The following is a 13,520-nucleotide window of genomic DNA, read 5'->3' on the forward strand; positions in this document are numbered from 1 at the left end:
CGGGCCAGGCTCTGCGAGAATGGCCGGCGGTCCCGGAGTGGGATCGAGTCTAGGCAAAGGCTCTGTTGCAGCCTATGCCGGATCTGTTCAAACAACCTGGCACTTTTTGCCACTCAGCATAGACAGCGAAAACCACCATGCGCGATAGCGATTCGGTCGCCGTGTACTTTCTCAATGCCATGCTCCACGCCCTGCGCGACAGCCCAGCCGAGCGTGATGCACAGCTGCGTGCCGTGGGCATCGACCCGCAATTGCTCGGACAGCCCCAGGCACGCGTACCGGCCAAGGCCTTCTCCGAGCTGTGGCTGGCACAGATCCAGTGCCTGGACGACGAGTTCTTCCGCCTCGACAGCCATGGCATGCCGCTGGGCAGTTTCGCCTTGATCTGCCGGGGCCTGATCCTTGAACCGAACCTGGAAAAGGCCTTGCGCCAGTGCATGAGTGGCTTCGGCCTGTTCCTGCGCGACCTGCGTGGCAGCCTGACGGTGCGCGGTGGGCGCGCGCTGATCAGCGTGCAGTCGAGCATTGCCGACCCGCTGACCCGGGTGTATGCCGAGGAAACCTACCTGGTGCTGATGATCGGCATGTTGTGCTGGCTGGCCGGGCGGCGCATCGCCATCGACCGTACCGAGCTGGCCGTGTCGCGCCCGGCCCAGGAAGACGACCTGCTGTTGTGGGGCCCGGACCTGCGCCTGGGCAGCGGGCGTACCGAAGTGGAGTTCGACAGCGCCTACCTGCGTCTGCCGGTGGTGCAGGACCTGGCGACCCTGAAAACCTTTCTGCGCAGTGCGCCGCAGGGGCTGGTGATCCGCTTTCGCAACCAGAACGGGCTGGTGGCCGAGGTATACCGGCACCTGCGTGCGCGGCACTATGGGCAGTGGCCAACACTGGCGGCGTTGGCGCAGCAGCAGGGGATCAGTGCCAGTACGTTCCGCCGGCAACTGGAGCGGGAGGGGCGGTCCTATCAGCAGATCAAGGACGAGGTGCGCCGGGCAATGGCTTTCGAGCGGCTGCGCGAAGGGGCATTGAGCATTGCCGAAATAGCCGAGCAGGCGGGTTTCCAGGAGCCCAGTGCATTTCACCGGGCGTTCAAGAAATGGACCGGGCAGAGCCCCGGCAGCTATCGGGCGCGGTTGGCCGGGCGGTAGTTGTTACCTGTACCGGCCCATCGCCGGCAAGCCAGCTCCCACATGTCCCCCACAGTATTCGAGGCCTGTGGAGTACCTGTAGGAGCTGGCTTGCCGGCGATAGGGCCGGTGCTGCGATCATTGAATGATCAGGCCGGCACCATGGCAAACCCGACCCCGAAGCGGTTCCAGGCATTGATGGTGGCAATCGCCAGGGTCAGGTTGACCACCTCGGCCGGCTCGAAGTGTTCCTGCAGGGCTTCATATTGCCCCTGCGGCGCGCCGTTCTCAGGCAGTCGAGTCAGGCTTTCTACCCAGGCCAGTGCCGCACGTTCACGCGGGGTGAAGTAGGCGGTTTCGCGCCACACGCTCAAGGTCTGCAAGCGCGCTTCGGTCTCACCTGCCTTGCGTGCATCGTTGGCGTGCAGGTTGATGCAATAGGCGCAGCCGTTGATCTGCGAAGCGCGCAGGCGCACCAGCTCCAGCAGCGAGCTCTCCAGGCCGCTCTTGGCCAGGGCCTGTTCCAGGCCGACCATGGCTTTGTAGGCTTCCGGGGCGTGCTTGGCCCATTCGATACGGTTGTGCATGGCTGTCTCCAAAGGGTATGGGGTGGGAATGGCACTACTGTAACGCTGCCCTTTGGCCTCCCCGATAGCCAATTGCACACATAAGCTGGAGGCCAATCGTCCATTCAGGTGGCCACTGACCAGCATCCAATCTCTTCATTTCTGCCAGGCCTGCCAAGCCGGGATAATGGCCGGGTCCTGCTACCCGAGAACCGATTCACAATGAGAGCTGCTTTGAACCTGTTGCTGGTGATCCTGCTGGCGCTGAACCTGCGGCCGATCCTGACCAGTATCGGCCCGTTACTCGAACCCATGCGCGCCAGCACCGGGCTGGGCTACCAGCAGGCAGCCCTGCTGACGGCGTTGCCGGTGCTGTGCATGGGCCTGGTGCCGTTGCTGCAGCCTTGGCTGCGACGCTGGATCAGCGAGCATGGCGGCATGCTCGGTGGCCTGGCTGCAATTGCCCTGGCCTGCCTGTGGCGCCTGCAACTGGACAGCGCCTGGGCGTTGATTGCCAGTGCGGTGGTCGCCGGCCTGGGCGTGGCGGTGGTGCAGGGCATGATGCCGGGCCTGGTCAACCGCTGGTTCCCAAGCCGCCTGGCGGGGGCGATGGGGCTGTACTCGGCAGCGTTGATGAGTGGTGGCGGCATGGCTGCCGTGCTTGGCCCCCATATCAGCGGCCATTTCGGCCACTGGCAGGTCGGCCTTGGCCTGTGGGCGATCCCGGCGCTGCTGGCACTGGTGGCGTGGGCCGTACTGCGGCCACGGCAGGGGGCGCCAAAGCTGGCCGGCGCTGCAGGCGGGCACTGGTTCAGCACGCGCCGGGCCTGGTTGCTGGCCTTGTACTTCGGCCTGATCAATGGCGGCTACACCAGCATGGTGGCGTGGCTGCCGGCGTACCATATCGAGCACGGCGGCAGTGCGCAGGGCGGCGCAGACCTGGTCGGCCTGATGACGGTGTTCCAGGTGGCCGGTGCACTGGGCTTGCCGCTTTTGCTGCGGCGTTGGGCTGACCGCCGCCCAGGCCTGTGGCTGGCACTGGCGATCCAGCTGGCCGGTTTTCTCGGCCTGCTGCTGGCACCCACGCAGGCTTCGGGGCTGTGGGTCGCGATGATCGGTTTTGGCCTGGGCGCCTGCTTCAGCCAGAGCCTGACGCTGACCCTGGAGCACCTGAAGACGCCCGCCGAGGCCGGCAGCCTGGCGGCGTTCGTGCAGGGCATCGGCTTTATCATCACCGGTATCGTGCCGTATATCACCGGCTGGCTGCGTGACGTGAGCGGTGACTTCCAGGCATCGTGGACGCTGCTCACCGTGACCGTGCTGGCAATGCTGCTGGTAACCAGCTGCTTCAACCCGCGTGGCTATGCCGCAGCCATCGCGCGCCCGGCCGCGCCAGGCAACGCCGCGCCGGTCAGCTGAGGCGTTGCAGGGTATCGCGCACCCGGTCCAGTGCCGGGTCGATGTCCAGCAGTTCGATGGCGCCGAAGCCCATCAACAGCCCCGGGCGGACCGGCGCTTCGCTGAAGAACGGCGCCAGTGAATACAGGCCGACCTCTACCTTGCGTGCGAGGTTGGCCAGCAACTCCACATCCACCCCGGGCGCCGCCAAGGCGCTGAGGTGGAACCCGGCGCTGGCGGGTATTGCGCTGAACCACGGTGCCAGGTCGCCCCCCAGGCGCGCCAGGATGCGCTCGCGGCGGGCGCTGTAGACCTCGTGGCAGCGGCGGATGTGCTTGTTCAGGTGGCCTTCGCCTAAAAAACGCGCCAGCGCCCACTGCAGCAAAGTGGGGCTGTGCCAGTCGCTCAGGTGCTTTGCCACGCAGGCGGCCTGCAACACGGCAGGCGGCAGCACGGCATAGCCCAGCCGCAGTTCTTGCAGCAAGGTCTTGGAAAAGGTCCCGACATAGGCCACCAGCCCATGCCGGTCCAGGCGCTGGAGTGCGTCCGAAGCTGGCCCGTGGTAGCGGAACTCGCAGTCGTAGTCATCTTCGATGATCAGTGCACCCAGCTCGGCAGCCCGCGCCAGCAGGGCATGCCGGCGTGGCTCGCTCATGGGCATGCCCAGCGGGAACTGGTGCGAGGGCGTTACGTAGATCAGCCGGGTGCCATCGGCGATCTGCTCCACGCACAGGCCTTCATCATCCACCGGCACCGATTGCAGGCGTGCACCCAGGGCCAGAAACAGTTGCCGTGCCGGCGGGTAGCCGGGGTCTTCCATGGCCACCTGACAACCTGGTTCGACCAGTACCCGGGCGATCAGGTCCAGCGCTTGCTGGGCGCCGTTGCACACCAGCAGGTCGGCCGCGCTGCAGTGCACGCCGCGGGCGTAGGCGATGTGGTGGGCAATCGCCTCGCGCAGCTCCGGCAGGCCCTGCGCCTGGAACTGCCGTTCGGGGTGGCGCTGGCTGCGGCGCAGGGCGTAATTCAGGCAGCTGCGCCATTGGTCGAACGGGAACTGCGACTTGCTCGATGCCCCGCCGACAAAGTCATAGCGCGAGGGCGTTTGCAGCTGGCGTTGGGCGAGCACGGTGGCGCGCTGCTGCCAGCGTTCGAGGGATGCGGCACCGGCCAGGGGAACGGTGGCTGATTCATGGCTGCGCAGGGGTTGGCGCGGAGTGATGAACGTGCCACGGCCGACCACGCCGCTGAGCAGGTTGTCGTAGGTCAGCCGTGAGTAGGCCTCGGCCACGGTCTTGCGCGATACGCCCAGTTGTTCAGCAAGCAGGCGGGTAGGCGGCAGTTGGGTACCGGCGGCCAGGTGGCCGCTGTCGATACCGGCGCGCAGCTGCTGATAAAGCTGGTCGGCCAGGCCTTTGCGGCCGTCCAGGCGAATGTGCAGTTCCATGGGGTGGTCCGGAGCGGTGGAGTGCTCAGGATAGCGGATTGAACAGGAAGGCTCCCACAGGTATCGCGTTCACCTCAGCCTTGACGCGGTCCTGTGGGAGCTGGCTTGCCGGCGATGGGCTGCAAGGCAGCCCCGGAAATCTCAGAAACGGGCAGTGCTCACAGTGATATAGCCTTTTTCTGCCAGCGCAATGCGTATCACCGTCTCATCCTCCGGCCCGTTGCGGTTGCGCCTGATGCGCACGCCTTCTATCGTCGAAGCCTTCATATGCTCTGAAATGGCCCGCCCGTTGGCGTCGAAGAACACCTCGCTGGCCAGCAACTCGATGCGTTCGATCAATTGCCGGGACTGTTCATCGGTGGCGCAGAAGAACATGACCCCCGACAAGTGCGGGTCTTCATCGGGGTTGCTCATGTCATGGGCCAGCATTTCGCGCAGGCTGCTGCGCAGTTCGGCGATGGGGCGGGCGTACAGGTGCATGCGGAGCCTCCTCTGGAGCGCGGCTTTGCTTCATCCAGATCCGATCTTGTTTTCTAAGGTCAGCGACAGCAAGTAGGACGCTTCCGAGAACCTTGTGGGAAATGTCTGAAGGCGCTGAGGTGCAACGCTTGACTGGCAGGAGGCGGGGGGGCTGCTGCACAATCCGTCGTCTGATACCGTCTTGCCGAGGATTGCCATGAACAGCCATTTCCAACCCGTCGACCTGAAAAAGGCCTATCGCCTGTTGAACCACGGGCCGACGGTGCTGGTGTCGGCCAGTAACGAGGGCGTGGACAACGTCATGGCGGCTGCCTGGGCTTGTGCGCTGGACTTTGACCCGCCCAAGGTGACCGTGGTGCTCGACAAGATTGCCCGCACCCGGCAGCTGGTGGAGGGCAGTGGCTGGTTCGTGATCCAGGTGCCGACCGCAGCGCAGGCGCAGCTGACCCACCAGGTCGGGACCCGTAGCCTGTTCGACCAGCCCGACAAACTGGCCAGCATCGGTGTGCAGCTGGCGCGGGTCGATGGGCATGTGGCGCCCTTGGTGCAGGGCTGCTCGGCGTGGCTGATGTGCCGGGTGATCGACGAGCCGCACAACCAGAACACCTATGACCTGTTCATTGGCGAAGTGGTGGCGGCCTGGGCCGATGACCGGGTGTTCAGGGACGGGCACTGGGCTTATGAAAGCGCCGACCCGCAATGGCGCAGTCTGCACTACGTGGCGGGTGGGCATTTTTATGCGATTGGCGAGGCCGTGGTGGTCGATTCGCAGGATTGATCAAACAGGTCTGCACCGATCAAGTGTAGGAGCGGCCTTGTGTCGCGATCGGGCCGCAAAGCGGCCCCGGCAATATGTGCATCGCTGCTGAAATCCCGGGGCTGCCTTGCAGCCCGATCGCGACACAAGGCCGCCCCCACAGGGACCGCGCAGCTTTGGCTAGCGCTGAACCTCCTGCTTGAAGCGCAAGCGCCAGCCATGCAGCAACGGTTCGGTATAGCCGCTGGGCTGCTCGCGCCCTTTGAACACCAGGTCCCGCGCAGCGCGCAAGGCATGCGATGTATCGAAACCGGCTGCCATCGGCCGGTATGCCGGATCCCCCGCATTCTGCTGGTCGACTACCTGGGCCATGCGTTGCAAAGTCGCCTCGACCTGCTCGGCCCCCACCACCCCATGGTGCAACCAGTTGGCAATGTGCTGCGCGGAAATGCGCAGGGTGGCGCGGTCTTCCATAAGGCCCACATCGTGAATGTCGGGCACCTTGGAGCAGCCGATTCCTTGCTCGACCCAGCGCACCACGTAACCGAGGATGCCTTGGCAGTTGTTGTCCAGTTCGGCCTGGATATCAGCGGCACTCCATGGCCGTTCGGGGCTCACCGGAATACTCAGCAGGTCATGCAGCAAGGCGCCGCGCTGGGCTTCCAGGTCGACCTGTTCCAGCGCCTGTTGTACGGCGGCTACGTCTACCTGGTGATAGTGCAGCGCATGCAGGGTGGCGGCCGTGGGCGACGGCACCCAGGCGGTGTTGGCACCGGCCTTTGGCTGGGCAACTTTCTGTTCGAGCATGGCCGCCATCAGGTCGGGCATGGCCCACATGCCCTTGCCGATCTGTGCCTTGCCGCGCAGGCCGCAGGCCAGCCCGACCAGCACGTTGCTGCGTTCGTAGGCCTGGATCCAGGCACTGCCTTTCATGTCGCCCTTGCGCAGCATGGCGCCGGCTTGCATGGCGCTGTGCATCTCGTCACCGGTGCGGTCGAGGAAGCCGGTATTGATGAACACCACCCGTGACGCCGCGCTGGCGATACAGGCCTTGAGGTTGACGCTGGTGCGTCGCTCCTCGTCCATGATGCCCATCTTCAGGGTATGTGCCGGCAGGCCCAGCAGGGCTTCGACGCGGCCGAACAACTGGTCGGCGAAGGCCACTTCGGCCGGCCCGTGCATCTTCGGCTTGACGATGTACAGGCTGCCTTCGCGGGAATTGCCGCGGCGCTTGAGGTCGTGCAAGCCGATCAAGCTGGTAACCACGGCATCGAGGATGCCTTCGGGGATTTCCCGGCCATCGCGGTCGTGAATGGCCGGGTTGGTCATCAGGTGGCCGACGTTGCGGATGAACAGCAGCGAGCGGCCCGGTAGTGTCAAGGGTTGGCCGTCTACGCCGTGGTACCGGCGGTCTTCGGCCAGGGTGCGGTTGAAGGTTTTGCTGCCTTTGCTCACCTGTTCGCTCAGCTCGCCCTTCATCAGGCCCAGCCAGTTGCGGTAGACGTGGACTTTGTCGTCGGCATCCACGGCAGCTACTGAGTCTTCGCAGTCGATGATGGTGGTCAGCGCGGCTTCCAGGGCGATGTCCTTGACCCCGGCCAGGTCCTGCTGACCGATCGGACTGGTCGGATCGATCTGGATTTCGAAATGCAGCTGGTGGTGCTGGAGCAGGATTGCCGTGGGTGTGCTCGGCTCACCCTGGTAACCCCGCAGTTGTGCGCGATTCTGCAACACGACCTGACGGCCGTCGGCCAGGGTGACCTGCAGGGTGCCCTGGTCGATCGCGTAGGCTGTGGCGTCGCGGTGCGAAGCGCCGTCGAGTGGGGCGCTAGCGTCGAGGAACTGCCGGCCATAGGCAATCACCTTGTCACCGCGCACCGGGTTGTAGCCTTGGCCGCGTTCGGCGCCAGCGGTTTCGGCAATGGCATCGGTGCCGTACAGCGCATCGTACAGCGATCCCCAGCGGGCGTTGGCGGCGTTGAGGGCGTAGCGGGCATTGCTCAGTGGCACGACCAGCTGCGGGCCGGCTTGTATGGCAATTTCGCGGTCGACGTTGCGGGTGCTGATTTGCACGGTTTCGGGGGCGTCGACCAGGTAGCCGATGCCTTGCAGGAAGTGCTGGTAGGCGGCCATGTCGCGGATCGGGCCGGGGTGCTGGCGGTGCCAGTTGTCCAGCTCGGTTTGCAGGCGCTGGCGTTCGGCGAGCAGGGCGCGGTTTTGCGGGGCAAGGTCGTGGACGAGGGTGCTGAAACCTTGCCAGAAGGCGTTGGCTTCGATACCGGTGCCGGGGAGGACTTCGTCTTCGATGAAGCGCTGGAGGGTGGGGGCGATCTGGAGTTCGTTTGACATTGTCTGTTCGCTCGATGTTCGGTCTTCGGGAATTCAGTCGCCTGTGCGGGCCTCTTCGCGGGTAAACCCGCTCCCACAGGGACCGCAGGCACCTCAAATCCAGTGCAGTACTTGTGGGAGCGGGTTTACCCGCGAAGAGGCCGTTACAGGATTTACAAGGCAGCCGCCCCAGCCTTGGCCACCTGGGCATCCTGTTCGGACTTGACCCCGGATACGCCGATGGCACCCACCACCTGGCCATCCACCCGCAGTGGTACGCCCCCTTCCAGGCTGGTCAGCAACGGTGCGGTGACAAACGCGGTGCGGCCACCATTGACCATTTCCTCGTAATCCCGGGTTTCCTTGCGCCCCAGCGCGGAGGTGCGGGCTTTCTCCACGGCAATGTAGGCACTGGCCGGCGCACAGCCATCCAGGCGCTCCAGGGCCAAGGGGTGGCCGCCGTCGTCGACCACGGCGATGGTCACGTTCCATTTTTGTGCCAAGGCTTCCTGGCGGGCGGCGGCCAGCACACGGGCGACTTCGGCATGGCCGATCACGAACTTGCTATGCATGGGGGTTCTCCGGGTTCAAGGCTGCTTCGACGATTTCGATCCAGTGCCGTACCGGCGTGCGCCCGGCCCCGTCGAGGTGGGCCTGGCAGCCGATATTGGCGGTAGCGATGACTTGCGGTTTGCCGCTTTCCAGGGCGTTGAGGCGGTTGTCCCGCAGTTGCAGCGACAGCGCTGGCTGGGTCAGCGAATAAGTGCCAGCCGAGCCGCAGCACAGGTGCCCGTCCGGCACCGAAGTCAGGGTAAAGCCCAGGCGCGTCAGCAGCGCCTCTACCGCCCCTCCAAGTTTCAGGGCGTGTTGCAGCGTACAGGGGCAGTGGAAGGCCAGGCGCTGCTCGGCGCACAGGCCCAGTTGCTCGATCGGCTCATCGCGCAGTACTTCTACCAGATCGCGGGACAGGGCGCTGACCCTTGCCGCTTTGGCTGCGTAGCGGGGGTCGTGCTCCAGCAGGTGACCATAGTCGCGCACGAACGCGCCGCAGCCGCTGGCGGTTTGCACGATGGCCTCGGCACCTGCTTCGATAGCCGGCCACCAGGCGTCGATATTGCGCCGCGCACGCTGCAGGCCTTGCTCCTGGGCATTGAGGTGATAATCCACCGCGCCACAGCAGCCGGCCTGATGGATCGGTTGCACGCTAATCCCCAGGCGGTCGAGCAGGCGTGTCGCAGCGGCATTGGTATTGGGTGACAAGGCCGGCTGCACGCAGCCTTCCAGCATCAGCACCTGGCGTGCGTGGCGTGGCGCGGGGCGCTCGCCGGGCGCCGTGATGCGCGCCGGTAGCTTGCGCTTGAGCGTGGCCGGCAACAGCGGGCGCAGGGCCTGGCCGCTGCGGGTCAGCGCCTTGAACAACGCAGGGCGTGGCACCACCGCACGCAGGCCCTGGCGCAGCAGGCGCTGACCGAGCGGGCGCTGCACCTGCTGGTCGACCACGGCGCGGCCGATGTCCAGCAGGTCGTGGTACCTGACCCCGGATGGGCAGGTGCTTTCGCAGTTGCGGCAGCTCAGGCAGCGGTCCAGGTGCAGTTGGGTGCTGGCGGTGACCGGCTCGCCTTCGAGCACCTGCTTTATCAGGTAGATGCGCCCGCGCGGGCCGTCCAGTTCATCGCCCAGCAGCTGGTAGGTGGGGCAGGTGGCGGTGCAGAAACCACAGTGCACGCAGGAGCGCAGAATGCTTTCGGCCTCGTCGGCGCGGGCCAGCCGGCGGCTTGTTTCGCTCAGGTTGGTTTGCATGGTCTGGCCTCACAGGTCCGGGTACAGGCGGCCAGGGTTGAACACCCCCTGGGGGTCGAGCTGCTGCTTGAGGGCGCGGTGGTAACGCATCAGTGCGGCGTGCAGGGGTGGGCTGCTGGCTGCACCGGGGGCGTAGCAGGTGGCGTGACCGCCCACCTTGGTAACCTGGTCGCGAATCGCCTGCGCCGGTGCGCTGGACTTCAGCCAGCGCTGGGCACCCCCCCAGTCGATCAACTGCCGGCCGGGCAGGTGCAACTCGCCGGTGGCGTTGGGCAGCGACAGCCGCCATAGCGGCGCGGGGTCACTGAAGAACGCCAGGCGCTGCTCGCGCAGGTCGCGCCAGAAGCCGCTGTCGAGGGTTACGCCGCCCAGGCGCTGGCGGGCCGATTGCACCGAGCCCTCACCGCCTTCCAGGCGCAAGTACAGGGCGTCTCCGTCATGGCAGGCCGCGCTGATCGGCAATGGCTGCTGGCCCCATTCGGCCAGCTCGGCCAATGCCTGGTGGCTGCCCATCGGCAGGCGCAGGCTCAGGCATTCGCGCGGCCGAGGCAGCACTTTCAAGGAAACTTCAGTCAACAGCCCCAGGCAACCGAAGCTGCCGGCCATCAGCCGTGATACATCGTAACCGGCCACATTCTTCATTACCTCGCCACCAAAGCGCAGCAGCTTGCCGTGGCCGGTGATCACCCGCGTGCCGAGCACGTAGTCACGTACCGAACCGGCCCACGGCCGCCTGGGGCCGGACAGCCCCGCCGCGACCATGCCGCCCAGGGTGGCCTCGGGGCCCAGATGCGGGGGCTCGCAGGGCAGCATCTGGCCGGCCTCGTGCAGCGCCGCTTCGATCTCGCGCAGCGGAGTGCCTGCACGGGCGGTGAGCACCAGTTCGGTCGGGTCGTAGCTGACGATGCCACGGTGGCTGCGGGTGTCGAGTACTTCGCCGGCCACCGGGTTGCCGAGCATGGCCTTGCTGTTGCTGCCCTGGATACGCAATGGCGTGCCCTGGTTCAAGGCCTGGTTAACCTGCTCCAGCAGGGCCTGGCTGATGTCGCGGTCCATGCTCATCAGAAGCGCTCCAGCTCGGGGAAGGGCAGTTGCCCGTGGTGCACGTGCATGGCGCCGAACTCGGCGCAACGGTGCAGGGTGGGGATGTTCTTGCCGGGGTTGAGCAGGCCCTGCGGGTCGAACGCGGCCTTGACCGCGTGGAACAGGGTGATTTCGTCGCTATTGAACTGCGCGCACATCTGGTTGATTTTTTCGCGCCCTACGCCGTGCTCGCCGGTAATGCTGCCGCCCACCGCCACGCACAGTTCGAGGATCTTGCCGCCGATGGCTTCGGCCCGCTCCAGCTCGCCGGGCAGGTTGGCATCGAACAGGATCAACGGGTGCATGTTGCCGTCGCCGGCGTGGAACACGTTGGCTACGCGCAGGCCGTATTCGCTGGACAGGTCACTGATGCCCTTGAGCACCCGCGGCAGTTCGCGGCGTGGGATGGTGCCGTCCATGCAGTAGTAGTCCGGGGAAATGCGCCCCACCGCCGGGAAGGCGTTCTTGCGCCCGGCCCAGAAGCGCACGCGCTCGGCCTCGTCGCAGGCCAGCCGCACCTCGCGGGCGCCGGCTTGGGTCAGCACGGCGGCCACCCGTTCGCAGTCGTCGTGCACATCGGCCTCCACGCCATCCAGTTCGCACAACAGGATGGCCGCCGCGTCCACCGGGTAGCCGGCGTGGATGAAGTCTTCGGCAGCGCGGATGGCCAGGTTGTCCATCATCTCCAGCCCGCCTGGAATGATGCCGGCAGCGATGATTTCGGCCACCGCCCGGCCGGCGTCCTCGACACTGTCGAAGCTGGCCAGCAGCACCCTTGCCACCTGAGGCCTGGGCAGCAATTTAACGGTGACTTCGGTGACGATGCCGAGCATGCCTTCAGAGCCAGTGAACAGCGCCAGCAGGTCGAAGCCGGGGCTGTCCAGGGCATCGCTGCCCAGGGTCAGGTGTTCCCCTTCGACCGTGAGAATGTCCACCTTCAGCAGGTTGTGCACAGTCAGGCCGTACTTGAGGCAGTGCACGCCACCTGCGTTCTCGGCGACGTTACCACCAATGGAGCAGGCAATTTGCGAGGACGGGTCTGGCGCGTAGTACATACCATGAGGTGCGGCGGCCTGGGAGATGGCCAGGTTGCGTACGCCGGGTTGCACACGGGCGTAGCGGCCCTGTGGGTTGACTTCAAGGATGCGGTTGAAGCGCGCCATCACCAGCAGGATGCCCTTGGCCAGCGGCAGGGCACCGCCCGACAGGCCGGTACCGGCGCCACGCGCTACCACTGGCACCCCGCGCTGGTGGCAGAGCTTGAGCAGCGTCTGCACCTGCTCCAGGCGTTCGGGCAGCACCACCAGCAGCGGCACAGTGCGATAGGCCGACAGGCCATCGCATTCGTAGGGTTTGAGGTCTTCTTCGCGGTGCAGGACTTCGAGGTCCGGCAGGGCACTGCGCAGTGCCTGCAGCAGGGCTGCCTGGTCCACGGCGGGTAGTGCGCCATCGACGCGTTCGTCGTACAGGATATTCATCGGCTCACTCGGCAACGGTTTTTGTAGTTGTTGGCAAAGCGGTCACCGTTGCAGCCTGCGCGTGCCAGCAGCAGCGGTCGAGCATGGCAGGCACTGGTCCTACCAGTTTTTCTTCGGGGTACTGGTTATTGATGGGTTTACCCGGCTAGATTGGGGCAGGTGGTCTAACTGGTCCTACCAGCAGGAGGGTGCGCAGTGGTTACTGACGGCAAGGGCAAGGTCGCCGACCAGGTGGCCGAGCGGGTCGAGCGGCTGATCGTCGACGGCGTGCTGAAGGTGGGCCAGGCCCTGCCGTCGGAGCGGCGGCTGGTAGAGAAGCTGGGTTGTTCACGCTCGGCCCTGCGCGAAGGGCTACGCATTTTGCGTGGGCGCGGCATCATCGACACCGAGCAAGGGCGAGGCTCGTTCGTCGCCGACCTGACGGGGCAGGCGGGTGCCACACCGTTGATGCACCTGTTCAGCTCACAGCCACGCACGCTGTTCGACCTTTTGGAGGTGCGGGCGTTGCTGGAGGCCGAGTCGGCGCGGCTGGCGGCGTTACGTGCCACCGAGGTCGACCGCTTGCTGATTCGCCGGCGTTATGAAGAAATGCTGGCTGCCCACGAGGCGGCAGAGGCGCTGGACGCCCGTGAGCACGCCCGCCGTGACCATGCCTTTCACCGGGCGATCAGCGAGGCGTCGCACAACCCGGTGCTGGTGCATACCCTGCAATCGCTCAGTGACCTGACCTTGAGCACCGTGTTTGCCTCGGTCAACAACCTGTATTGCCGGCCGGCGCAAAAACGCCAGATTGATCGGCAGCATGCGCGGCTGTATCACGCGGTGATGGAGCAACTGCCGGAGCAGGCGCAGCGGGCGGCGCGTGAGCATATCAACGGGATACGCGACAGTTTGCGGGAGATCGAACAGGAAGAGCAGCGGTTGGTCAGGGCGACGATGCGCATGGATGGCTGGGGGTGAAGTCGCCTGTGCCGGCCTATTCGCGGGTAAACCCGCTCCCACAGGAAACGCACTAGATCTGAAGGCTGTGCAGTCCCTGTGGGAGCGGGTTTACCC

12 protein-coding genes are annotated in these 13,520 nt (G+C 65.6%); 4 read left to right on the forward strand and 8 right to left on the reverse strand.

Annotation, left to right across the window (positions count from 1 at the left end; all coding sequences use genetic code 11):
* Positions 1 to 137: 137 nt before the first annotated feature.
* Positions 138 to 1,148, forward strand: a complete 1,011-nt coding sequence (locus tag N805_RS04740; RefSeq protein ID WP_019472994.1) for an AraC family transcriptional regulator — start codon at positions 138 to 140, stop codon at positions 1,146 to 1,148.
* A 128-nt stretch (positions 1,149 to 1,276) separates the two neighbouring features.
* Here the strand turns inward: N805_RS04740 and N805_RS04745 are convergent, their stop codons facing one another.
* Positions 1,277 to 1,714, reverse strand: a complete 438-nt coding sequence (locus tag N805_RS04745; protein ID WP_028613206.1) for a carboxymuconolactone decarboxylase family protein — start codon at positions 1,712 to 1,714, stop codon at positions 1,277 to 1,279.
* 201 nt (positions 1,715 to 1,915) lie between these two features.
* Here N805_RS04745 and N805_RS04750 point away from each other — a divergent pair, with 201 nt between their 5' ends.
* The gene (locus tag N805_RS04750) at positions 1,916 to 3,112 is read left to right on the forward strand and encodes a cyanate transporter (protein ID WP_028613205.1); all 1,197 of its coding nucleotides are present in this window, start codon (positions 1,916 to 1,918) and stop codon (positions 3,110 to 3,112) included.
* Here N805_RS04750 and N805_RS04755 read toward each other — a convergent pair.
* Positions 3,105 to 4,538: a PLP-dependent aminotransferase family protein gene (locus tag N805_RS04755; RefSeq protein ID WP_028613204.1), complete on the reverse strand. Its 1,434-nt coding sequence runs from the start codon at positions 4,536 to 4,538 to the stop codon at positions 3,105 to 3,107. The two genes, N805_RS04750 and N805_RS04755, sit on opposite strands and share 8 nt — an antisense overlap.
* A gap of 141 nt (positions 4,539 to 4,679) precedes the next feature.
* Positions 4,680 to 5,018: a hypothetical protein gene (locus N805_RS04760; RefSeq protein WP_028613203.1), complete on the reverse strand. Its 339-nt coding sequence runs from the start codon at positions 5,016 to 5,018 to the stop codon at positions 4,680 to 4,682.
* A gap of 196 nt (positions 5,019 to 5,214) precedes the next feature.
* Between N805_RS04760 and N805_RS04765 the strand changes: the two genes are divergently transcribed.
* Positions 5,215 to 5,796, forward strand: a complete 582-nt coding sequence (locus tag N805_RS04765; protein WP_028613202.1) for a flavin reductase family protein — start codon at positions 5,215 to 5,217, stop codon at positions 5,794 to 5,796.
* A 159-nt stretch (positions 5,797 to 5,955) separates the two neighbouring features.
* On the opposite strand, the gene N805_RS04770 is transcribed toward N805_RS04765, so the two are convergent.
* From N805_RS04770 to glcD, 5 genes are all read right to left on the reverse strand, one after another.
* Positions 5,956 to 8,124, reverse strand: coding sequence for a malate synthase G (locus N805_RS04770; protein WP_028613201.1), 2,169 nt, complete (start codon positions 8,122 to 8,124; stop codon positions 5,956 to 5,958).
* 152 nt (positions 8,125 to 8,276) lie between these two features.
* Positions 8,277 to 8,675: a heme-binding protein gene (locus tag N805_RS04775; protein ID WP_028613200.1), complete on the reverse strand. Its 399-nt coding sequence runs from the start codon at positions 8,673 to 8,675 to the stop codon at positions 8,277 to 8,279.
* Positions 8,668 to 9,903, reverse strand: coding sequence for a glycolate oxidase subunit GlcF (glcF, locus tag N805_RS04780; protein ID WP_028613199.1), 1,236 nt, complete (start codon positions 9,901 to 9,903; stop codon positions 8,668 to 8,670). Before glcF ends, N805_RS04775 begins: the two co-directional genes overlap by 8 nt.
* A gap of 9 nt (positions 9,904 to 9,912) precedes the next feature.
* Positions 9,913 to 10,965 (reverse strand): glycolate oxidase subunit GlcE, encoded by a 1,053-nt coding sequence (glcE, locus tag N805_RS04785; protein WP_028613198.1) that lies wholly within the window; start codon positions 10,963 to 10,965, stop codon positions 9,913 to 9,915.
* Positions 10,965 to 12,464, reverse strand: coding sequence for a glycolate oxidase subunit GlcD (gene glcD, locus N805_RS04790; protein WP_028613197.1), 1,500 nt, complete (start codon positions 12,462 to 12,464; stop codon positions 10,965 to 10,967). The genes glcE and glcD overlap by 1 nt, the downstream gene beginning before the upstream one ends.
* 195 nt (positions 12,465 to 12,659) lie before the next feature.
* On the opposite strand from glcD, the gene glcC reads away from it, so the two are divergent.
* Positions 12,660 to 13,424 carry a transcriptional regulator GlcC gene (gene glcC / locus N805_RS04795; RefSeq protein WP_028613196.1) on the forward strand — a complete coding sequence of 255 codons (765 nt, stop codon included), beginning with the start codon at positions 12,660 to 12,662 and terminating at the stop codon, positions 13,422 to 13,424.
* Positions 13,425 to 13,520 lie beyond the last annotated feature (96 nt).

It is taken from the genome of Pseudomonas putida S13.1.2, assembly GCF_000498395.2.
Lineage (GTDB): Bacteria > Pseudomonadota > Gammaproteobacteria > Pseudomonadales > Pseudomonadaceae > Aquipseudomonas > Aquipseudomonas putida_Q.